The following is a 20,760-nucleotide window of genomic DNA, read 5'->3' as shown; positions in this document are numbered from 1 at the left end:
CAGAGGATTGCAGCATGTTCAATGACCTGAGTCGCCTCGGTAAATACCTCGGGCAGGCCGCGCGCCTGATGGTCGGCATGCCCGACTACGACACCTACGTCGAGCATATGCAGACCAAACACCCGGACAAACCGGTGATGAGCTACGAGATGTTCTTTCGCGAACGTCAGGAAGCCCGTTACGGTGGCAAGGGTGGGCCGAAGTGCTGTTGAGCTGACAGCCTGCGGTTGCAGTAATCCCCTGTGGGAGCGGGCTTGCTCGCGAAAGCGCTGTGTCATTGAGCAACGATGTCGATTGACACGACCCTTCGCGAGCAAGCCCGCTCCCACATTTGTTTTTTGTTGTTCATCAATTTTGTGAAGGGGATCGATGTTGTCTTCTCCAATACCCGTAACGGTGCTCAGCGGTTTCCTCGGCGCCGGCAAGACCACGCTGCTGCGTCATTTATTGAAAGCCGAGCACGGCCTTAAAATCGCCGTGATCGAAAACGAATTCAGCGACGCCGGTATCGACAGCCAACTGCTGGGCGACGAGCCGGTGCAAGTCATGACTCTGGCCAACGGCTGCGTCTGCTGCACCATTCATACAGACCTGACCAAAGCCCTGTACTTGCTGCTCGAGCGTCTGGACAGCGGCGAAATCGCCTTTGATCGGCTGGTCATCGAGTGCACTGGCCTGGCTGACCCGGCGCCGGTGGCACAGACCTTTTTCATCGACGAAGAACTGCGCGAGCGTTACCTGCTCGACGGCATCATCACCTTGGTGGACGCTGCTCACGCCGAGCAGCATCTGAGCCAGACCATCGCCCAGGCGCAGATCGGTTTTGCCGACCGCTTGCTGGTGAGCAAGACCGACCTGGTCGATGATGCCGCGTTCACTGCGCTGAGCGAGCGCCTGACCCGGATCAACCGTTGTGCGCCGATTCGTGTGGTCGAACACGGGAATATCGATCTGGCTGAACTGCTCGACGTGCGCGGTTTCAATCTGAATGCCGATCTCGGCGGCGGGTTGAGCCTGCGACAGGTGAGCAAGGCGCCGTCCATCGACCGGATTTCCAGTCTGGTGTTGCGTACCGGCCAGCCGCTGGATATCGATCAGCTCAGTGAGTTCATGAATGAATTGCTGGAAGAACACGGCAAGCAATTGCTGCGTTACAAGGGCGTGCTGAACATTGCCGGGGAAGATCGGCGGTTGGTGTTTCAGGGCGTACTGAAACTCTACGGTTTCGACTGGGACACCGAGTGGGCCGAGGGTGAGACGCGAGAAAGCGTGATCGTGTTTATCGCCGACGATTTGCCGGAGGAGAAAATCCGGGCGGGGTTTACCAGGGTGGCGGCGCAGCAGAATTGAATTTGTGGTGGCGGTAAGGGCCTCTTCGCGAGCAAGCCCGCTCCCACAATGGACTGCATTCGGTCAGGCGGAATGCAATTCATTGTGGCAGCGGGCTTGCTCGCGAAGGCGATCTAACCGACAACACAATGCCCGATGACTGAACCCAGCAGGGTCTGCTCAAGATGGTCCAGATGCTGATTCATCAGCATACCGGCTCTGCAAGCATCACCTCGCTCCACCGCCTCAACCAAGGCCAAATGTTCCTGCCACGCGCAACAGCTGTGCGTCTGGTGCTGACTTAGCGCAATTGCCAGTGAAGTCAGTGGAACCAGCGTGCCGAGAAAATGCGCCAACGGCGCATTCCCGGCCATTTTCGCCAACTGCAAATGAACCTCCCCGGACAGGCGAATCGCCGCGCCGCGTCGATCTTTGTCCACAGCCTGACGCTCGCGCTCGATCAAGGCGCGCAGGCACTTCAAGTCTTCAGCCTGCGCATGCTGGCAAGCCAGTCGCACCAGCGTGTTCTCGGCCAGGCGCCGTGCGTGCAGGGTCTGCCGCGTCTGCTCGGCGTCCGGCGCGGCTACGCGCGGCCGATGGTTGGCCCGCAGCACGATGATCTGTTCGTGGGACAGTTGGGTCAGCGCCCGACGCACATCCGCGCGGCTGACACCGAACATGTGCTTGAGACTCTCTTCGGTAAAGCGGCTGGCAGCGTCAAGATGTTGTTCGAGAATCGCATCGAACAACCGGGGATACAGATCATCCACCGGCGTTTGCAGGCGGGAGAAGGGCAGGGCCGTCGACATCTGGCGACGGTGCGACGGCGTGGCGAGGCTGTTCATGGCCGGTCTCCAGAGTGAGTAAATTCAGTGGCTCAAGTTGTCTTCCGGAATATTCAGCTCGATGCCCATCCGTTGACCTTCACGCAGGATGTGCCGACGCATTTCGGCACTGGCCTGGGCGCTGTTCTTGCTGCGGATTGCGCGCACCACGGCTTCGTTTTCTTCAAGGCGTTCGGCCAGATGCTCCGGAGAGTTGCGCAGTACTTCGGCACTTTGCTTGAGGGCGTTGCTGGTCTGTTGCACCACGCTCTGGAAAATCGGGTTCGAGGTCAGGGTGAACAACTCTTCGTGGAACGCGATGTAGGCGCTGACCCCGGCTTCGCTGTCATTTGCTTCGAGGGCTTCGCGCATGTCCATCAGGGTCAGGCGCAACTGGCCGACTTCCTTGCTGCTGATCGACTGCGCAACGAGGCCGACGATGAACGGCTCAAGGGTGTAACGCAGTTGCAGGACGTCTTCGAGGCTGGCGCCGGTCACTGCGCTGTCGTGGCTTTGGCTGTCGCCGATTTGCGCGTCGAGCACCACCACGCCTTTGCCCGGCATCGAACGCACCAGGCCGAGGGTTTCCAGCACGATCACCGCTTCGCGCAGGCTCGGGCGGCTGATGCCCAGTTGTTCGGCCAGTTCGCGCTGGCCCGGCAGCATGTCGCCGGAGCGCCACTGACCTCGAGCCAATGCGGCGCGAAGTTTTTCGACCACTGAGTTGACGACGGTTGATGTAGTAATCACGTGTTCGCTCCATGAGCCGTGCCTGCATTGGCGCAGGCACGGCACTCATTCAGAATTCTTTGGCCGCCGCTTGAACGACGGATTTTCTCGGCTGAAAGTTATAGCCCTGCTCGCCGTTGAGCACTTTGTTCGCCCGCTGCACGTCGATGTCCTTTTCCCAGCGGGCGATGGCCACGGTGGCGACGCAGTTGCCGATCAGGTTGGTCAGCGCGCGACCGATGCCCATGAACCAGTCCACCGCCAGCACCAGCACCAGACCGACCACCGGAATCGCCGGGATGGCCGTCAGCGTGGCCGCCAGAATCACCAGCGCCGAACCCGGAATGCCGTGGGCACCTTTGGAGGTAATCAGCGACACCAGCAAAATCGTCAGCAGATCAGTCATGGCCAGCGGCGTACCGGTGGCGTTGGCAATGAAGACGATGGCCAGGGTCAGGTAAATCGAAAAACCGTCGAGGTTGAACGAGTAACCAGTGGGAATCACCAGCCCGACGGTCGAGCTGCCAATGCCCAGATGTTCGAGTTTGCGCATTATCTGTGGCAGCACAGCGTCGGACGAAGCGGTGCCCATCACGATCAGCAATTCTTCACGCAGGTACTTGAGCAACGGCCACATGCGCAGGCCGGAGGCGCGCATCACCAGACCGAGAATCACGCTGACGAACGCGATGCAGGTCAGGTAAAACAAGCCGACCAGACTGCCCAGATGTTGCAGCGAGTCGAGGCCATATTTGCTGGTGGTGAAGGCGATGGCGCCGAACACGCCAATCGGCGCCAGACGCACGATCATGCCCATGATCCGGAAGATTACATGGCTCAATTCGTTGATCAGCCGCGAGATCCCGGAAGCCGCTTCGCCCACCAGGTTCAACGCACTGCCAAACAGCACCGAAAACAGCAGCACTTGCAGAATGTTGTTGTCGGCAAACGCACCGATCACCGAGGTCGGAATCAGATCCATCAGGAACTGCGTGGTGGTGTGCATGTGCTGGCCGCGTTCGGCGATGTCGCCCATGTCGGCGGCAGAGAGCTGCTCCAGATGAATGTTCGCGCCACTGCCGATGCCGGTGCTGAAGGCGAAGACCAGACCGATCACCAACGCGATGGTGGTCAGCACTTCGAAGTAGATCACCGACTTGAGGCCGATGCGCCCGACCTTCTTCAGATCGCCGGCGCCGCTGATGCCGCTGACCACCACGCAGAACACGATCAGGCCGATGAGCATCTTGATCAGTTTGATGAAGCCGTCGCCGAGCGGTTTGAGCTGGGCCGAGTATTCAGGAAGGGTCAGCCCGCAGACGATGCCGAGCATCAGTCCGAGAACCACTTGGAGGAAGATTGAACGCGAGCACCATCTGAGCATGGGAGGAATCCTGGTCGGTGTCCTGGCTGCCGTGCGCTTGGCGCATCAGATTCAGGACTTAATTATTGTGGTCTTACCGGTATGTCCAGTGCGGGTGCAGTCTAGGCGCTGTTTTTTAGGGATCGCAAGTGAAAAGTGACGAATTGGCATGACCGGTCTGACCAGTTGTGCGGCAAGTCCCATTCTTGAGCGGTTCAGGCGTTTGAAAAATTTCAGGTGAAAAAAAACCGGCCAATCACTTGGCCGGTTTTTCATGCTGCAGATTTAACGTCGCAATTAAGCGCCGTATACCGGCAGTTTCTTGCAGATGGCTTTGACTTTCTCGCGAACAGCGTCGATCACCGCTTCGTTGTTCAAGTCTGCCAGGATGTCGCAGATCCAGCCGGCCAGCTCTTTGCACTCTGCTTCTTTAAAGCCACGAGTGGTCACAGCCGGAGTACCGAAGCGCAGGCCGGAGGTGACGAACGGCGAGCGTGGGTCGTTTGGCACGGAGTTCTTGTTCACGGTGATGAACGCTTTGCCCAGAGCGGCGTCGGCGTCTTTACCGGAGATTTCCTGCTTGATCAGCGACAGCAGGAACAGGTGGTTTTCAGTACCGCCCGACACTACGTCGAAACCGCGCTCGATGAACACGCTGGCCATGGCCTGGGCGTTTTTCACCACTTGTTGCTGGTAAGCCTTGAACTCAGGCTGCAGTGCTTCCTTGAAGCAGATCGCCTTGGCAGCGATCACGTGCTCCAGCGGGCCACCCTGGGCGCCCGGGAATACCGCGGAGTTCAGCTTCTTCTCGATGTCGGCGTTGGCGCGCGCCAGGATCAGGCCGCCACGTGGACCGCGCAGGGTCTTGTGCGTGGTGGTGGTCACGACGTCAGCGAATGGCACCGGGTTCGGGTAGACACCAGCGGCGACCAGACCGGCCACGTGAGCCATGTCGACAAACAGGTAAGCGCCGACTTTGTCAGCAATGGCGCGGAAGCGTGGGAAATCCAGAATCTGCGAGTAGGCAGAGAAACCGGCCACGATCATTTTTGGCTTGTGCTCTACCGCCAGACGCTCGACTTCGTCGTAGTCGATCAGGCCGTTGGCGTCGATGCCGTACTGGATGGCGTTGTACAGCTTGCCGGAGGAGGAAACGCTGGCGCCGTGAGTCAGGTGACCGCCGTGGGCCAGGCTCATGCCCAGGATGGTGTCACCGGCCGACAGCAGGGCCAGGTAAACAGCAGCGTTTGCTTGCGAACCTGCGTGCGGCTGAACGTTGGCGTAATCAGCGCCGAACAGCTCTTTGGCGCGGTCGATGGCCAGTTGCTCGACAACGTCGACGAACTCGCAACCACCGTAGTAGCGCTTGCCTGGGTAGCCTTCGGCGTATTTGTTGGTCAATACCGAGCCTTGAGCTTCCATCACCGCTGGGCTGGTGTAGTTTTCCGAAGCGATCAGCTCGATGTGTTCTTCCTGGCGCTGAGCTTCTTGCTCCATGGCGGCAAAAAGGTCGGCGTCGTACTTGGCAATAGTCAAATCACGGCTGAACATGGCAGTCCTCAAGGATCGGGGGGCAGAAAAGGGAGGCATTCTAACCCAACGGCTTTTAGATGGCATATGAAACGACATCATGTCGCAGACAAGTGGCGTTCATGACAGATGTGCGGTGCTTTTACCGGCCTCTCGCGAGCAAACTCGACTCGATAGTTGAACTGAGGGTCAACTATGGGGCCGGGGTTGCTCGCAAAAGCATCTTGTCAGCGCTAATGTTCAAACATTGGCACGATGTTCTAATAACGGTTTATTCAAACTTCATCGGGGTGACTGATGTAAGGCGCATTTCGCTCGAGTATATTGACGGTGAAGTAAGCAAATGCTTGATCGGATTTAGACTCGAAGTAAATCTTTTCCGGGATGTCACGGCCGGACGGAAACGGGCTGTTCGATGTACCTTTCATGGTGATCAAGTGTTTGTTGCCGACGAACAGATGCAGCTTGACGGTGTTGTTTTCGAAGTTGTCCAGTGTCATCCCGTCCAGATCGAAATTGATGCTGTTCGCCTCGGCGGGCGGGCTGACGGCGAGCTCGCCGTGACCGTTCAAATTGACCAGCTGGCCAATGTGCGATGGGTCGCGAACGTAGAGAATGTAGGCGTTGCGCTCCCAGCGAAAGTAAAATCTGGCGGGGTCTTTATCGGCGTTTGCGACTAATAACGTGTAGCCGCCGCGTCCTTCTCTGAAGACCCATTCGATACAGATTGGGCGGCCTTCGCAACTCAGGGTTCCAATAAAAGATTTTTGGCGATCCGTGCTCATGTTCAGTCCTTTTTAAGTTTGAGTGTTGATGACATGTCGTCATCGATTAAACTTAGCATGAGCAATTATGTTGGGAAGGGTCTATATGTTTCGATGTGTAGTTTGGGCGCTGTCAGCAAGTTTGTTTAATTGCTTTCAATAAATGTATTGCCTTGTATAAATCTAATCAAACATAAACAGTGCGTCATTACTGAACTGCGCCTCGAACCGGCTCGCGGGCATCGGCCGCCCAAACAGATAGCCCTGAACTTCATCGCAGCCATGCTCGCGCAGGAAGTCCAGTTGTTCATGGGTTTCCACACCTTCAGCGATTACCGCCAGATTCAGGCTATGGGCCATGGCGATGATCGCCCGGGCGATCTGCGCATCCTGTTCACCCGACGGCAAGCCATCGACAAATGTGCGGTCAATTTTCAGCACGTCGATCGGGAATTGCTTGAGGTAGTTCAGTGACGAGTAACCGGTGCCGAAGTCGTCGACCGCGATGCTCAGACCCAGGTTCTTCAGGCCGGCAAGGATCTGCATCGCCTCGCTGACTTCGCGCATCAGGATACTTTCAGTCAGTTCCAGCTCCAGACACGCCGGCGGCAGGCCGGTTTCGCGCAGGATCGTGGCGATCCGCGTGCCGAGCTGACCGTCAGAGAACTGCCGCGCCGAGATGTTCACCGAGACTTTTGGTACGCGCACACGGTTCTGGTGCCAGGTCTTGAGCTGGCGACAGGCTTCGCCGATCACCCAGTCGCCGACATCCACCACCAGCCCGAGCTCTTCGAGCACCGGGATGAAATCCCCCGGCGGCACCAGCCCGCGACGCGGATGACGCCAGCGCAGCAGGGCTTCGGCGCCGGTCAGGCGTTTGCCATCGCCGCTGAACTGCGGTTGGTAGTACAGGACGAATTCGTTCTGCTCCAGGGCGTGGCGCAGGTCGCTTTCCAGTTCCAGGCGTTCGAGCGCACTGGCGTTCATGTCAGCCTGATAGAACTGGAAGTTATTCTTGCCGCGCTCCTTGGCGTGGTACATCGCGGTGTCGGCGTTCTTCATCAACTGGCTGAGTTCATTGCCGTCCTGCGGGCTCAGGGCGATACCGATACTTGCGGTCACAAAGAACTCACGGCCTTCGAGCACGAACGGTCGGACCAGGCTGGCGAGAATCTGCTCGGCAACATGAATCGCACGGTTCAGCGCCAGTTCACGGCTGGAGCGATGTTGCAGGAGCAGGGTGAACTCGTCGCCGCCCATCCGCGCCACGGTGTCGTCGTCATCGACGCAGGCCAGCAGGCGCGTGGCCATGTCCTTGAGCATGCGGTCGCCGGCGGCGTGGCCGAGGGAGTCGTTGATCGGTTTGAAGCGGTCGAGGTCGAGGAACATCAGTACCACCCACGACTTTTGCCGCTCGGCTGATTGCAGCGCGGTGTGCAGGCGATCCTGGAACAGCGTGCGGTTCGGCAGGTGGGTCAGGGCGTCGTAATAAGCGAGGCGGTGAATGCGTTGCTCACTGGCCTTGCGCTCGCTGATATCGCTGAAGAAGCACACGTAACTGGCCAGATCGCCTTCGTCGTCGAGCACGGCGGTGATGCCCACCCACGCCGGGTAATGCTCGCCGTTGCGGCGCTTGAGCCAGACTTCGCCTTCCCAGGTGCTGTGCTGATGCAACTGTTTGAGTACGTAGCGCAGGTGCGCGTCTTGCTGCTCGTCGACGGTGAGCATGTTCGGCAACTGGTCGAGCACTTCGCTCACCGCGTAACCGCTGACCCGACTGAACGCTTCGTTGGCCTGGACGATGTAACCGGCCGGGTCGGTGATCAGAATCGCCGATGTCGAGTGCTCGAATACGGTGGCAGCCATGCGCAGGTCTTTTTCCGCCCGGCGCTGCTGGCTGATGTCGCGGCCGACGCCGAGCACGCCTTCGAACGCGCCGTGCTCGTCCCACACCAGCACCAGGCGCAGCTCGATCGGGATCTTGCGGCCGTCGGCGCGCAGGCAATCGAACAGGAACATCTGGGTCTGTACCTGACTGCGCAGCAGCGCCAGTTGCTCGGGTTTGTCCAGCGCTTTGCTGACCCGATCCATCAGGTGATAGATGCCGTTCAATTGCTGCGGGTTGGCGATGGTCGATTGCCAGCCGTTCTGGAAAATCCACTCGGCGTCGTAGCCCAGCACCGCTTGCACCGACGGGCTGACGTAGTTCAGCGACAACTTGCTGTCGGTGGAGAAAATCACGTCGCTGATGCTTTCGGCGAGCATGCGGTAGCGTTGTTCGCTGTCGCGCAACGATTCGCTGGCTTCGATCTGCTCGGTGATGTCCTTGGCCACACCGATGATCCGCGTGACCTGATCGTGCTTGTCGCGGGCCAGCGCCTGTTCGCGAATATCGAAGCGTCGCCACTTGCCGTCGCGATGACGGAAACGCAGCTGACACTGCAACAACTGGCTGTAACCGGCGTGACGCTGCATCTGCCGCGAGCGGTGGTAGTAATCGGCGTCTTCCGGGTGCAGGAGGATTTCCCAGAAGTACTCGCCCATCTGATGCAGTTCGGTGCGGTTGTAACCGAGGGTCTGGCCGAGGTGGTGGTTGCTGAAAATCATCCGCTGGCTGATCACATCCTGCACATACAGATGATCCGGCACGGTGCGCACCACGTCCGACCAGAAGCCTTCGCGCTCCAGCAGCGACAGCTCGATCAGTTTGCGGCTGGTGATGTCGTTGATGCTGAGAATCACCGCCGAGTAATCCTGCTGCTCGGTCGGCAGGCGCAACACCATCCACAGGTGCTGATCGCGGCCATTGATGTCCGGCAGTTTGATTTCCAGTTCCAGCTGCTTTTGTCGCTGGAGTACGGCGTCGAGCACTTGATTGCCGATCGCACACTGGCGGTGCGGATGACCGTCGATCAACAGTTGCCAGGCGTGTTCGCAGGAATTGACATTGAGCAGTTGCAGCGCGACCTGGTTGACTTCGGTAATGCGCAGTTCCTGGAGCAATTGCTGACGTTGTTGCGGCTGGTCGAGCCAGGCTTTGAGCTGGTCGCTGGTCTGGATCTGGGCCTTGTCGAAAACCTGTTTCAACCCGGACAGATCCAGCACGCACAGCGCCACGCCCGTGCCCTCGAAGATGTCCTGATAGCGCCGGCGACCTTCATGCACCTGGCGCTGGCGCCGGCGCATGTTCAACAGGGCGATCACCGGCAGCATCGAGAACGCCAGCCCGAGCAGGCATTTGCCGATGAATGCCGGCAGTAATTCTTCCAGCACGCGCTGGCGGTCGAAGAGGCCGCGCAACTGCCAGTCGCTGCTACTCAACGGCACGGTCAGTACGGTGTTGGCCAGATCGTCCGGGCTCAGCACGCCGGGCTTGGCCGACGGCAGCGCTTCGTCGCGGCTGATGATTTGATGGTTGAGGCGGTTTTCCACCAGCCACAGCGGACGCAGGCCGGTTTCACTCTGTTTGGTCAGCGAGTCGAAAAACGTCGGGGTCAGGCGCAAGGCCCAGTAACCACGGGTGCTACCGCTGGCTTGATGCAACAACAGATGCACCACCGAGCCATCATCGGCGTTGCTGAAATAGTGCGCCTGAGCGCGGCTGCGACGCACCAGTTCAGTGAGGTAATCGGCGTCGTGGCTGTTGGCGGCGCTGTCGCTGATGATGCGCCCGGACGGGCTAAGCAACGCCATGCTGCGCAGATCCGGTAGCGATTGCTGAAGCTTTCGCAGCAACGCCTGCTGTTCGTCGGTTGACTGCGGCTGTTCGACGATCGGTAGCAGATTGAGGGCGATTTGCGCGTTCAGCGCCATGTTCAGACTGACCTGCGAGGCGAGGTCGGCGGTGTAGTCGATGGTGTACTGGCGCTGGTTTTTCTGGGTTTCGCGCAATTGATCGAGCAGTTGCCAGAACAGCAATCCGAGCAGCAACAACACCAGCGTTGCCAGCGCACCCTTTAATGTTCCGCGCAGGGGCGAGCCAGTCGCCGGATTGGACGCGCTCACAGAAGCTGGCGGAGTGACATTGGACAAGCTGTAATCCTGCGGTTTGGCTGGACTGGCGCGACGTGCACTATAAGCCGGACGCCCAAAGGGCGGCTAGCATGCCTTGAGTTGTGGCGAAGTGCCAGCCCCTCGCGGCTGGACTGCCACTGGTCATTCAGGTAGCTTTGCCGGTTACGCGGGAGCGTTCCAGCTCCTAGACTTTCCGCGCGCACGCATTGATATCTTCCAGTGAACGACGCGCACGGTCTGGCCGGGTATCGCCTGAGCTCCAATCATTCATCTGTCACTGACCCAAGGTTCTCCATGGCTCAATACGTCTTCACCATGCATCGGCTGGGCAAAGTTGTTCCGCCGAAGCGGGAAATCCTCAAAAACATTTCGCTGTCCTTCTTCCCGGGCGCCAAGATCGGCGTACTCGGCCTCAACGGTTCGGGTAAGTCCACGCTGCTGAAAATCATGGCCGGCGTCGACACCGAGTTCGAGGGCGAAGCCCGTCCGATGCCAGACCTGAACATCGGTTATCTGCCGCAAGAGCCACAACTTGATCCGACCAAGACCGTGCGTGAAGTGGTCGAAGAAGCGGTCAGTGTGATCAAGGATGCGCAAGCGCGCCTGGACGAGGTTTACGCCGCGTACGCCGACCCGGATGCCGACTTCGACAAGCTGGCCGCCGAGCAGGCCAAACTCGAAGCAATCCTGCAGGCCAGCGACGGTCACAACCTGGAGCGTCAACTGGAAGTCGCCGCCGATGCGCTGCGTCTCCCGGCCTGGGACGCCAAGGTCGAACACCTGTCCGGTGGTGAGAAACGTCGTGTGGCCCTGTGCCGTCTGCTGCTGTCCGCCCCGGACATGCTGCTGCTCGACGAACCGACCAACCACCTGGACGCCGATTCGGTGGCGTGGCTCGAACACTTCCTGCACGACTTCCCGGGCACCGTGGTAGCGATCACGCACGACCGTTACTTCCTCGACAACGTTGCCGGCTGGATTCTGGAACTCGACCGCGGCGCGGGCATTCCGTACGAAGGCAACTATTCGGGTTGGCTGGAAGCCAAGTCCGATCGTCTGGCGGCCGAATCCAAGCAGCAATCGGCTCATGAAAAAGCCATGAAGGAAGAACTGGAGTGGGTGCGCAAAGGCGCCAAGGCCCGCCAGTCGAAATCCAAGGCTCGTCTGCAACGCTTCGAAGAGATGCAATCGCAGGAATTCCAGAAGCGTTCGGAAACCAACGAGATCTACATCCCGGCCGGCCCGCGTCTGGGCGACAAGGTCATCGAGTTCAAGAACGTCACCAAGGGTTACGGCGATCGCGTCCTGATCGACAACCTGTCGTTCTCGATGCCTAAGGGCGCCATCGTTGGCGTGATCGGCGGTAACGGTGCCGGTAAGTCGACCCTGTTCCGCATGTTGATGGGCAAGGAAACGCCGGATTCGGGCAGCATCGAAGTCGGCGAAACCGTGCAACTGGCCTGTGTCGACCAGAGCCGCGAAGACCTCGACGGCAGCAAGACTGTGTTCCAGCAGATTTCCGACGGCTCCGACCAGATCCGCATCGGCAACTACGAGATCCCGTCGCGTACCTACGTCGGTCGCTTCAACTTCAAGGGCGGCGATCAGCAGAAGTTCGTCAAGGACCTGTCCGGTGGTGAGCGCGGTCGTCTGCACCTGGCGCTGACTCTGAAGGAGGGCGGCAACGTCCTGCTGCTCGACGAACCGTCCAACGACCTCGACGTTGAAACCCTGCGTTCCCTGGAAGAAGCCCTGCTGGACTTCCCGGGCGCCGCCATTGTGATCTCTCACGATCGGTGGTTCCTTGACCGCGTCGCGACCCACATCCTGGCGTACGAAGACGATTCGCAAGCGATCTTCTTCGAAGGTAACTACACCGAGTACGAAGCCGATCGCAAAAAACGCCTCGGCGAAGCAGCGGCCCAGCCACACCGGGTACGCCACAAGAAACTGGCCTGATTACAGGTTGGTTGCATGAAAAAGCGGAGCCTTCGGGCTCCGCTTTTTTTTGCCTGCAATCCGCCATGACTTATATCTTGTGTACTGTTTGTTTTCATAAGTGCGACATTTTTGTCTGTTGCTGTGTACATGTCGTTTGTTACAGTCCGGCTCAATCTTCTCCAACGACAATAAATTTGCCGAGACTTTTCCCATGATCGAATCCGTCGAATCCTTTCTCGCCCGTCTGAAAAAGCGCGATCCGGATCAACCTGAATTCCACCAGGCCGTCGAAGAAGTCCTGCGCAGCCTGTGGCCGTTTCTTGAAGCCAATCCGCACTATCTGACTTCGGGAATTCTGGAGCGCATCTGCGAGCCGGAGCGGGCGGTGGTGTTCCGCGTGTCGTGGGTCGACGATCAGGGCAAGGTGCAGGTCAATCGCGGTTTCCGCATCCAGATGAACAGCGCCATCGGCCCGTACAAGGGCGGTTTGCGCTTCCATCCCTCGGTGAACATGGGCGTGCTGAAGTTTCTGGCTTTCGAACAGACCTTCAAGAACTCCCTGACCTCGCTGCCCATGGGCGGCGGCAAGGGCGGTTCGGACTTCGATCCGAAGGGCAAGAGCGACGCTGAAGTCATGCGTTTCTGCCAGGCGTTCATGAGCGAGTTGTACCGCCACATCGGCGCCGACGTTGACGTGCCGGCCGGTGATATTGGTGTCGGCGCGAGGGAAATCGGTTTCCTCTTCGGCCAGTACAAACGCCTGAGCAACCAGTTCACCAGCGTGCTGACCGGCAAGGGCATGACCTACGGTGGCAGCCTGATCCGCCCGGAAGCTACCGGTTTCGGTTGCGTGTATTTCGCCGAAGAAATGCTCAAGCGCCGCGAGCAGACCGTCGAAGGCAAGCGCGTAGCAATCTCCGGTTCCGGCAACGTTGCACAATATGCCGCGCGCAAGGTCATGGACCTGGGCGGCAAGGTGATTTCCCTGTCCGACTCCGAAGGCACGCTGTATTGCGAGACGGGCTTGAGCGAAGAGCAGTGGCTGGCGTTGCTGGAGCTGAAAAACGTCAAGCGCGGGCGCATCAGCGAGTTGGCGGCGGCGTTCGGTCTGGAGTTCCGTGCCGGTCAATTGCCGTGGTCGTTGCCGTGCGACATTGCGCTGCCGTGCGCCACCCAGAACGAACTCGACGCCGAAGCGGCACATGCACTGCTGCGCAACGGCTGTTTCTGTGTCGCCGAAGGCGCAAACATGCCGACCACGTTGGAAGCTGTGGATATCTTCATCGAGGCCGGGATCCTGTTCGCACCGGGCAAGGCATCGAATGCCGGCGGCGTGGCGGTGAGTGGTCTGGAGATGTCGCAGAACGCCATGCGCCTGTTGTGGACGGCCGGGGAGGTCGACAGCAAGCTCCACGCGATCATGCAGTCGATCCACCACGCCTGCGTGCATTACGGCGAAGAGAACGGGCGAATCAACTACGTCAAAGGCGCGAACATCGCCGGTTTCGTCAAAGTCGCCGATGCGATGCTGGCGCAGGGTGTGGTTTAAGCCGGTTCGATACGGATCACTTCGATCACCTGATCACCGGCAGGGCGCTGCCACAGCACCTCGTCGTTGAGTCGCGCGCCGAGCAAGGCGCGGCCCAGCGGTGAGCCCCAATTGATCAAGCCCTTGGCCGCGTCGGCCTGATCTTCGCCGACCAGTTGCACGCGATGCTCGCTGTCGTGTTCGTCGGCGTAGGTGACCCAACTGCCGATCTGCACTTTGTCGGTGGAGGTCGCGGCGACCGCCACTTGAGCGCTGCTCAAACGTTGATTGAAATACCGCAGATCCCGTTCGAGGTCGGCCAGGCGCTGCTTGTCCGCCTGTTCGCCCTTGGCTGACTGTTCAGCGTGCCGGGTTTGCAGCTCGGCGACTTTTGCCTGCAACTGCTCCAGACCCTGCGGCGTGACGTAATTGGGCTGTTCGCTGACGTGGCGTTCGACCGGTTGATCGGCTTGCGCGGCGGCGTTGTCTTCGTTGACGAAAGCGCGGCTCATGGTGTCCTCCTCTGTATAGAGAGTCTGGCCATGGTCGCAGGCATTTGGTTTCACCGGATGTCTGGAAACGACCTATTGCGAGCGATAGGCTCGCGCGGCGCCCTGATCCTTCTGTTGCTGCCAGGCACGCTCGCGATCATCCCAATGTTCGTTGCGATAGTCTTCGCGATCCTTGTTTTCCAGCATCGCCTGACACTGGCGGAAGCCGTCGGTCCAGCCTTCGGCGTACTGCTTGTCTTTCAGATAGCGCGGCACGTTCTTGCGGAACTCGCCGCTGATCGATCCGGCCGCTTGCCGGCCACTGACGCAACCGTCATCGAAGCCGTCGGCGAAGGCCGGTGGATAACCTTTGGCGATCAAGTCTTCGTGGGTGGATTGGCAACCACCCAGCACCAGCAACACCCCCAGCAAACCCGCACACCGCCACATCGCACTCTCCCGCGCCGCTTCACGACCTATAGGGAAAGTCTAGAAGCGGATTCGTCGCGCGTTGGTGAAAGGCATGTGAGTAATTCGTTGAACACCACAAATTTGCCTTTGTGGGAGCGGGATTTGTGTGGGGAGAGGGATCAGTAGTGATACCACTTCACTTCAAGCATGACTTCAGTTTCAGGCGTCGCTACATGACTGAACTCACGTTGCGCACTCAAACGCAGGCCAAGGTTGCGAGACAATTCCCACTGCTGATTCAGGCTCAGGCTACGGCGCACTTCGCCGTTGATGAAGTAATCACCCTTGGCTTCCAGGCTCAGGTTGCCCAAGGGATTTTTCCACAGCACACCCGTGTTGAAGCCGCCGGCCGGTGAAACGAATTCGGCGAAGTCGTTGTTGTGTTCCACGCGGACGGTGCCGAGGGCAAAACCGAGCACGTCCTCACCCAATTGCCAGGTGCCACCGCCGCCGCCATTGACATGGCTGACCAGCGTTTCGTCGTCATGCTTGCCCGGCACACGCTCAAGCCCACCGGTGACTTGCCACGACAGTGGCTGAAGCAATTCGTTACGCGGGGTCAGCGAACGAATCGTCGCCAGATCCAGTTGCTGGAATTGCCAGTGATTGCCTTCGTACTGGCGCAGTTTCATTTGCAGGATTTCGATCTGCGCGCCGAGCGGGAAGCTTTCGGCGTTGTCATTGAGGTCGTGATAAGCCATGCGCAAGCCGTACTCGCCGAACGCACGATCGCCACGGGTGCCGAGACCGGCCTGCCAGGTGCGTGATTCGTGGCCATCTTCCGGTAGGCCGGGTTGAGGGATTTCCAGATCCGGCGCCGGGTTCTTGTTGATTGCCCGCAGCAGTTCGAAACTGCGTTGCGCCCGTTGCGGATCGCGTTCCTGGCCATTGGCGCGATAGCGTTCCAGACGATACGCCGCATCGATGATCAAAGCCTGGCGGTCGCGTGGCAGGGCTTTGAAGGTCGGAGCCTGCAACTGTTGTTGATCGGCGCTGACCTTCAGCACCCATTGCTGTTCTTCGCCACTTAACGGCTCGGCACGGCTGAGCAGCTCACGCTCGCGCGAAGGGCGGTATTCGATGCTTTCCACCAGTCCGGCTTCTTTCACTGCTTTGACCGTGTCGGTGGGAATCGCGGTCAGCGGGAACTGTTCGGTCAGGCGCAGGCTTGGCCGTGCTACCTGTAGCAGTTCGAGCAAACGGTAGGAGCAGTTTTCGTCGAAGAAGAAATAGTCGAACTGGATCTGCTTCAACTCCCATACATGCTCGACCATGCGCGCGGTTTCTGCCTGGGTCAGGTTCAGCCGGTATTCCCACAGGTCGCGGTTTTCCAGGCTGCGGTATTCCGAGAGTTTTTCCTGATACGGCACCAGCGCGAACAGTCCCGGATAACCGCCCATCAGGCCTTTCCAAGCGTACAGAATGCTGTTGTCCGAGCCTTCGATGTAGGCGCCGAAGTTGATCGCGTAACTGAGCAGCGAGGTCTTGTCGCTTTGCACGTCAGCCTGATCGATGCGCAGCAGTGTGTGGCCGAACATCGACGATGGGCTGTTGAGGTAGGCCGCCGGGAAAATCATCACCGCGCTGTGCGGCGAGACATCCTTGAACCATTTCTTGTACTCGGCGCATGGCGGTGTCGGCAGATCAGTCAGATTGAGCTGAGACTTCAGCCAGCGGGTACGCGCCGGATAGACGCACTGGGCGTGTTGCTCGCCGAGACTGGCCGGTGCGTATAACGCTTGCACGGTCGCGGCCAGTTCGTGATCGGGATGTTCATTGCCATCGGCGGCGAGAAAGAATTTCTTGTCGCTGACATAGCTGCGCCAGCCGCCGAGTTTGGCGGTCTCGTAGTGACCGAGGGAAATCCAGAAGCGATCGTTGGCCAGTTGCTGCAAACGTTGAGGGTCGATGTTTGGCGCGGCGGACAGCGGGGCGCAGACACAGAGCGCCAGCCAGGCAAGGCGTTTGAGCATAGGTGGCAACTTAACTCGAAAGAAAATAAAACCCGATCGGGATGCTATCACTCCACTCTGTGGCGAGGGGATTTATCCCCGTTGGGCTGCGAAGCGGCCCCAGATCCTGTATCCCCAATGCATCAGATATTGCGCATGCACATACACCGCATGCACAGGTTTCACGACTGCTTCGCAGCCGAACGGGGATAAATCCCCTCGCCACAGGTTCAGCGTCACGGCGGACTGACTTCACTCAAAATAAAACCCGCTTCCCGAAAGAAGCGGGCAGGGGGTCGAGCTTAAGCCTGCGTTGCGTACTTGGCCAGACGTGGGTCTGATTTCAGAACGGCCAGGGTGTTGGTATGCACGTCTTCAGCGGTCACGTCAGCCTTGCTGAAGATCTGCTGGAAGTGCTCGTGAGTCACGGCAGCGAAGTGCGCACGGTCTTCCGGCGCCACGCCCAGTACCACGGCATAGGTCGTCAGCGCTTCGCCGTTGCCCTTGGCCATGTCTTCGGACAGCTCGTTCATCATGCCATTCATGGCAAACCAGGATTTGCCGCCGTAGGTCAGCGACGCGTTGGTCGAGCAACCGTTGGTGCCGGACGTCATGCCGAAGGTAGCGTTACCGGAAGTGCCGTTGGTGGTGGAAGCGAGGAAGTGAGCAGGGGTGCCACGCTGACCTTCGAACAGCATGTTGCCCCAACCGCAATCCGGGCCGCCTGGAGCTTGCGCCATTGCGTTGATGGATACAGCGGTGAAGAGAGTACCGAGAAGAATCCGTTTCATAGCTTTGTTCTCTTTGTGTGCATACCAATGGACAGGGTTCTGGCCCCCCAAGCTCTGTACGAAACAGATCCAAACGAAGCCAGTGGGCCGGTATTAGTTCCAGCCGCGCAGTTTGGAGTTTAGGCACGTTCCGGGGGTTCCGTGATTTTTTACAAAAGATTTGGCGATAACCCCGGTTTTATGGGGGCGGCGGCGGGGTTGGCCGGTTGTCTATGCTTTGTCGTGTGGCGCGCCTTGCCAGTGGGGCACGGGCAGCGCCAGAATGCCGCTATCTGCCCCGCCTGATTGTTAAGGAAGCCCGATGCCTGATCCTGTTGCTGCCAGCTTGCGTCTTGCGCCCGAAGCGCTGACCCGTCCGTTTTCCGCTGAACAGTTCAGCTTCACTACCACCAATGATCTGGAGCCCTTTCGCGGTGTGCTCGGCCAGGAACGTGCGGTCGAAGCCTTGCAGTTCGGTGTGGCCATGCCACGCCCCGGTTACAACGTATTCGTCATGGGCGAGCCTGGCACCGGTCGCTTCTCCTTCGTCAAACGCTACCTGAAGGCTGAAGGCAAACGTCTGCAGACGCCGGCGGACTGGGTTTACGTCAACAACTTCGATGAACCGCGCGAGCCGCGCGTGCTGGAACTGCCCTCGGGCACGGCCGCCTCGTTCATCGGTGACATCAACGGCCTGATCGACAACCTGCTGGCGACCTTCCCGGCAGTGTTTGAACACCCGTCCTATCAGCAGAAGAAAAGCGCCATCGACCGCGCCTTCAACCAGCGCTACGACAAGGCTCTCGACATCATCGAGCGTCTGGCCCTGGAAAAAGACGTTGCCCTGTACCGCGACAGCAGCAACATCGCCTTCACGCCGATGCTTGACGGCAAGGCGCTGGATGAGGCCGAGTTCTCGCAATTGCCGGAAGCCGATCGCGAGCGCTTTCACGAAGACATCTCCGGCCTCGAAGAACGTCTGAACGAAGAGCTCGCCAGCCTGCCGCAATGGAAGCGCGAGTCGAACAATCAACTGCGTTCGCTCAACGAAGAAACCATCACCCTGGCCTTGCAGCCGTTGCTCTCGCCGCTGTCGGAGAAGTACGCCGAGAACGCCGCCGTTTGCGGTTACTTGCAAGCGATGCAGGTGTATTTGCTGAAAACCGTGGTCGAGCAATTGGTCGACGACAGCAAGACCGACGCCGTCGCGCGCAAACTGCTGGAAGAGCAATACGCGCCGAGCCTGGTGGTCGGTCATCCGGTCAGTGGCGGCGCACCGGTGGTTTTCGAGCCGCACCCGACTTATGAAAACCTGTTCGGCCGCATCGAGTACACCACCGATCAAGGCGCGCTCTACACCACCTATCGCCAGTTGCGTCCGGGGGCCTTGCACCGCGCCAACGGTGGTTTCCTGATTCTTGAAGCGGAAAAAATGCTCAGCGAGCCGTTCGTGTGGGATGCGCTGAAGCGTGCCCTGCAATCGCGCAAGCTGAAAATGGAATCGCCGCTGGGCGAGATGGGCCGCTTCGCCACCGTGACCCTCAACCCGCAGCATATTCCGCTGCAGGTCAAAGTCATCATCATCGGTGCGCGGTCGTTGTACTACACGCTGCAAGACCTCGATCCGGACTTTCAGGAGATGTTCCGCGTCCTCGTCGATTTCGATGAAGATATTCCGATGGTCGACGAGAGCCTGGAGCAATTCGCCCAGCTATTGAAAACCCGCACTTCGGAAGAAGGCATGGCGCCGCTGACCGCCGATGCGGTGGCGCGTCTGGCCACTTACAGCGCACGTCTGGCCGAACACCAAGGGCGATTGTCGGCGCGTATCGGTGATCTGTTCCAGTTGGTCAGCGAAGCGGATTTCATCCGCCATCTGGCCGGCGATGAAATGACCGACGCCGGGCACATCGAACGCGCACTGAAAGCCAAAGCCACGCGCACCGGACGCGTGTCGGCACGGATTCTCGATGACATGCTCGCCGGGATCATCCTGATCGACACCGATGGCGCGGCGGTCGGCAAGTGCAACGGCCTGACCGTGCTCGAGGTCGGCGACTCGGCGTTTGGGGTGCCGGCGCGGATTTCCGCAACGGTGTATCCGGGCGGCAGCGGCATCGTCGACATCGAGCGCGAGGTCAATCTCGGTCAGCCGATTCACTCCAAAGGCGTGATGATCCTTACCGGGTATCTGGGCAGCCGTTACGCCCAGGAATTCCCGCTGGCGATTTCCGCGAGCATCGCGCTGGAGCAATCCTACGGTTACGTCGATGGCGACAGTGCGTCGCTGGGCGAGGCGTGCACGCTGATTTCGGCGCTGTCGAAAACCCCGCTCAAGCAGTGCTTTGCGATCACCGGCTCGATCAACCAGTTCGGTGAAGTGCAGGCGGTGGGCGGGGTCAACGAGAAGATCGAAGGCTTCTTCCGGCTCTGCGAAGCACGCGGTTTGACCGGCGAGCAGGGTGCAATCATTCCGCAGGCCAACGTGGCCACGCTGATGCTCGATGAGAAGGTGCTGGCGGCCGTGCGTGCGGGGCAGTTCCACGTCTACGCGGTGCGTCAGGCCGATGAGGCATTGAGTCTGCTGGTCGGCGAACCGGCGGGCGCGCCGAACGAGGAGGGCGAGTTCCCTGAAGGCAGCATCAACGCACGGGTAGTGGAGCGCTTGCGCGACATCGCCGAGATGATCAGCGAGGAAGACCTCAAAGAGGCCGAGAAGGAAGCGGCGCAGGAAGCCTTGGCCGAAGCCAAACCGGCTTAAGCTTAAATGCAGTAAACCTGTGGGAGGGGGCTTGCTCCCGAAGACGGTCTATCAGTCAACGACTCTGTTGCCTGACACACCGCCTTCGGGAGCAAGCCCCCTCCCACATTTGTTATTGCACTGATCTTCGGGAAATGTGCCATCACTCTGGCGCCAATATTCACACAATGACCATTCGGCGCCTTCTGGTTCCGTTCGGCTTGCGTGGCGGACTTTTCTTCTATTCTCAGCTCAAGGATATCGACAGTATCACTGGATCGAGCCAGTCCTCCCGTGAGGGCTGAATACCGGCT

At 59.4% G+C, this 20,760-nt stretch carries 15 protein-coding genes; 5 read left to right on the top strand and 10 right to left on the bottom strand.

Annotated elements, in window-relative coordinates:
* Window positions 1-14: 14 nt before the first annotated feature.
* Both F2P67_RS01690 and yjiA read left to right on the top strand, forming a co-directional pair.
* On the top strand, window positions 15-212 hold the full coding sequence (locus F2P67_RS01690) for a YbdD/YjiX family protein (protein WP_003228401.1): 198 nt from the start codon (window positions 15-17) through the stop codon (window positions 210-212).
* A gap of 160 nt (window positions 213-372) precedes the next feature.
* The gene (yjiA, locus tag F2P67_RS01685; RefSeq protein WP_166217000.1) at window positions 373-1,350 is read left to right on the top strand and encodes a GTPase; all 978 of its coding nucleotides are present in this window, start codon (window positions 373-375) and stop codon (window positions 1,348-1,350) included.
* Window positions 1,351-1,463: 113 nt separating this feature from the next.
* On the opposite strand, the gene F2P67_RS01680 is transcribed toward yjiA, so the two are convergent.
* The 6 genes from F2P67_RS01680 to morA form a co-directional block, all read right to left on the bottom strand.
* Window positions 1,464-2,174 (bottom strand): GntR family transcriptional regulator, encoded by a 711-nt coding sequence (locus F2P67_RS01680; protein WP_166216566.1) that lies wholly within the window; start codon window positions 2,172-2,174, stop codon window positions 1,464-1,466.
* 24 nt (window positions 2,175-2,198) lie between these two features.
* On the bottom strand, window positions 2,199-2,903 hold the full coding sequence (locus tag F2P67_RS01675) for an FCD domain-containing protein (RefSeq protein ID WP_166216563.1): 705 nt from the start codon (window positions 2,901-2,903) through the stop codon (window positions 2,199-2,201).
* A 49-nt stretch (window positions 2,904-2,952) separates the two neighbouring features.
* Window positions 2,953-4,266 (bottom strand): C4-dicarboxylate transporter DctA, encoded by a 1,314-nt coding sequence (locus F2P67_RS01670; protein ID WP_166216560.1) that lies wholly within the window; start codon window positions 4,264-4,266, stop codon window positions 2,953-2,955.
* Window positions 4,267-4,542: 276 nt separating this feature from the next.
* Window positions 4,543-5,796 (bottom strand): serine hydroxymethyltransferase, encoded by a 1,254-nt coding sequence (glyA, locus tag F2P67_RS01665; RefSeq protein WP_166216557.1) that lies wholly within the window; start codon window positions 5,794-5,796, stop codon window positions 4,543-4,545.
* A gap of 254 nt (window positions 5,797-6,050) precedes the next feature.
* Entirely contained in the window at window positions 6,051-6,560 is a 510-nt protein-coding gene (locus tag F2P67_RS01660; protein ID WP_166216554.1) for a hypothetical protein, read from the bottom strand.
* A gap of 162 nt (window positions 6,561-6,722) precedes the next feature.
* On the bottom strand, window positions 6,723-10,571 hold the full coding sequence (morA, locus tag F2P67_RS01655) for a cyclic di-GMP receptor MorA (protein ID WP_166216551.1): 3,849 nt from the start codon (window positions 10,569-10,571) through the stop codon (window positions 6,723-6,725).
* A gap of 276 nt (window positions 10,572-10,847) precedes the next feature.
* On the opposite strand from morA, the gene ettA reads away from it, so the two are divergent.
* A complete protein-coding gene (gene ettA, locus F2P67_RS01650) occupies window positions 10,848-12,512 on the top strand; it encodes an energy-dependent translational throttle protein EttA (protein ID WP_095190358.1) in 1,665 nt (554 codons plus the stop codon).
* Window positions 12,513-12,705: 193 nt separating this feature from the next.
* Complete coding sequence (gdhA, locus tag F2P67_RS01645; protein ID WP_166216548.1) at window positions 12,706-14,043, top strand: NADP-specific glutamate dehydrogenase; 1,338 nt, start codon at window positions 12,706-12,708, stop codon at window positions 14,041-14,043.
* Here the strand turns inward: gdhA and F2P67_RS01640 are convergent.
* The 4 genes from F2P67_RS01640 to F2P67_RS01625 all read right to left on the bottom strand — a co-directional run bounded on the left by F2P67_RS01640 (window position 14,040) and on the right by F2P67_RS01625 (window position 17,727).
* Entirely contained in the window at window positions 14,040-14,534 is a 495-nt protein-coding gene (locus tag F2P67_RS01640; RefSeq protein ID WP_166216545.1) for a GreA/GreB family elongation factor, read from the bottom strand. The genes gdhA and F2P67_RS01640 overlap by 4 nt on opposite strands.
* Window positions 14,535-14,606: 72 nt before the next feature.
* Entirely contained in the window at window positions 14,607-14,963 is a 357-nt protein-coding gene (locus tag F2P67_RS01635; RefSeq protein WP_166216542.1) for a hypothetical protein, read from the bottom strand.
* 140 nt (window positions 14,964-15,103) lie between these two features.
* Window positions 15,104-16,957: an Lnb N-terminal periplasmic domain-containing protein gene (locus tag F2P67_RS01630; protein ID WP_166216539.1), complete on the bottom strand. Its 1,854-nt coding sequence runs from the start codon at window positions 16,955-16,957 to the stop codon at window positions 15,104-15,106.
* A gap of 281 nt (window positions 16,958-17,238) precedes the next feature.
* On the bottom strand, window positions 17,239-17,727 hold the full coding sequence (locus F2P67_RS01625; RefSeq protein ID WP_007909797.1) for a DUF3015 domain-containing protein: 489 nt from the start codon (window positions 17,725-17,727) through the stop codon (window positions 17,239-17,241).
* 301 nt (window positions 17,728-18,028) lie between these two features.
* On the opposite strand from F2P67_RS01625, the gene F2P67_RS01620 reads away from it, so the two are divergent.
* Window positions 18,029-20,467 carry a Lon protease family protein gene (locus F2P67_RS01620; protein ID WP_166216536.1) on the top strand — a complete coding sequence of 813 codons (2,439 nt, stop codon included), beginning with the start codon at window positions 18,029-18,031 and terminating at the stop codon, window positions 20,465-20,467.
* Window positions 20,468-20,760: the final 293 nt, after the last annotated feature.

Origin of the sequence: Pseudomonas atagonensis, assembly GCF_011369485.1 — a bacterium.
GTDB classification, from domain to species: Bacteria; Pseudomonadota; Gammaproteobacteria; order Pseudomonadales; family Pseudomonadaceae; genus Aquipseudomonas; species Aquipseudomonas atagonensis.
The sequence above is the reverse complement of the archived record's forward strand: the minus strand, read 5'-3'. Positions and strand labels throughout refer to the sequence as shown.

What these genes read in the sequence shown, in the direction of transcription:
- F2P67_RS01690 (WP_003228401.1), top strand. Translation starts at nt 15, where the DNA reads ATGTTCAATGACCTGAGTCGCCTCGGTAAATACCTCGGGCAGGCCGCG.
- F2P67_RS01680 (WP_166216566.1), bottom strand. Translation starts at nt 2,174, where the DNA reads ATGAACAGCCTCGCCACGCCGTCGCACCGTCGCCAGATGTCGACGGCC.
- F2P67_RS01670 (WP_166216560.1), bottom strand. Translation starts at nt 4,266, where the DNA reads ATGCTCAGATGGTGCTCGCGTTCAATCTTCCTCCAAGTGGTTCTCGGA.
- glyA (WP_166216557.1), bottom strand. Translation starts at nt 5,796, where the DNA reads ATGTTCAGCCGTGATTTGACTATTGCCAAGTACGACGCCGACCTTTTT.
- F2P67_RS01660 (WP_166216554.1), bottom strand. Translation starts at nt 6,560, where the DNA reads ATGAGCACGGATCGCCAAAAATCTTTTATTGGAACCCTGAGTTGCGAA.
- ettA (WP_095190358.1), top strand. Translation starts at nt 10,848, where the DNA reads ATGGCTCAATACGTCTTCACCATGCATCGGCTGGGCAAAGTTGTTCCG.
- gdhA (WP_166216548.1), top strand. Translation starts at nt 12,706, where the DNA reads ATGATCGAATCCGTCGAATCCTTTCTCGCCCGTCTGAAAAAGCGCGAT.
- F2P67_RS01640 (WP_166216545.1), bottom strand. Translation starts at nt 14,534, where the DNA reads ATGAGCCGCGCTTTCGTCAACGAAGACAACGCCGCCGCGCAAGCCGAT.
- F2P67_RS01635 (WP_166216542.1), bottom strand. Translation starts at nt 14,963, where the DNA reads ATGTGGCGGTGTGCGGGTTTGCTGGGGGTGTTGCTGGTGCTGGGTGGT.
- F2P67_RS01630 (WP_166216539.1), bottom strand. Translation starts at nt 16,957, where the DNA reads ATGCTCAAACGCCTTGCCTGGCTGGCGCTCTGTGTCTGCGCCCCGCTG.
- F2P67_RS01625 (WP_007909797.1), bottom strand. Translation starts at nt 17,727, where the DNA reads ATGAAACGGATTCTTCTCGGTACTCTCTTCACCGCTGTATCCATCAAC.
- F2P67_RS01620 (WP_166216536.1), top strand. Translation starts at nt 18,029, where the DNA reads ATGCCTGATCCTGTTGCTGCCAGCTTGCGTCTTGCGCCCGAAGCGCTG.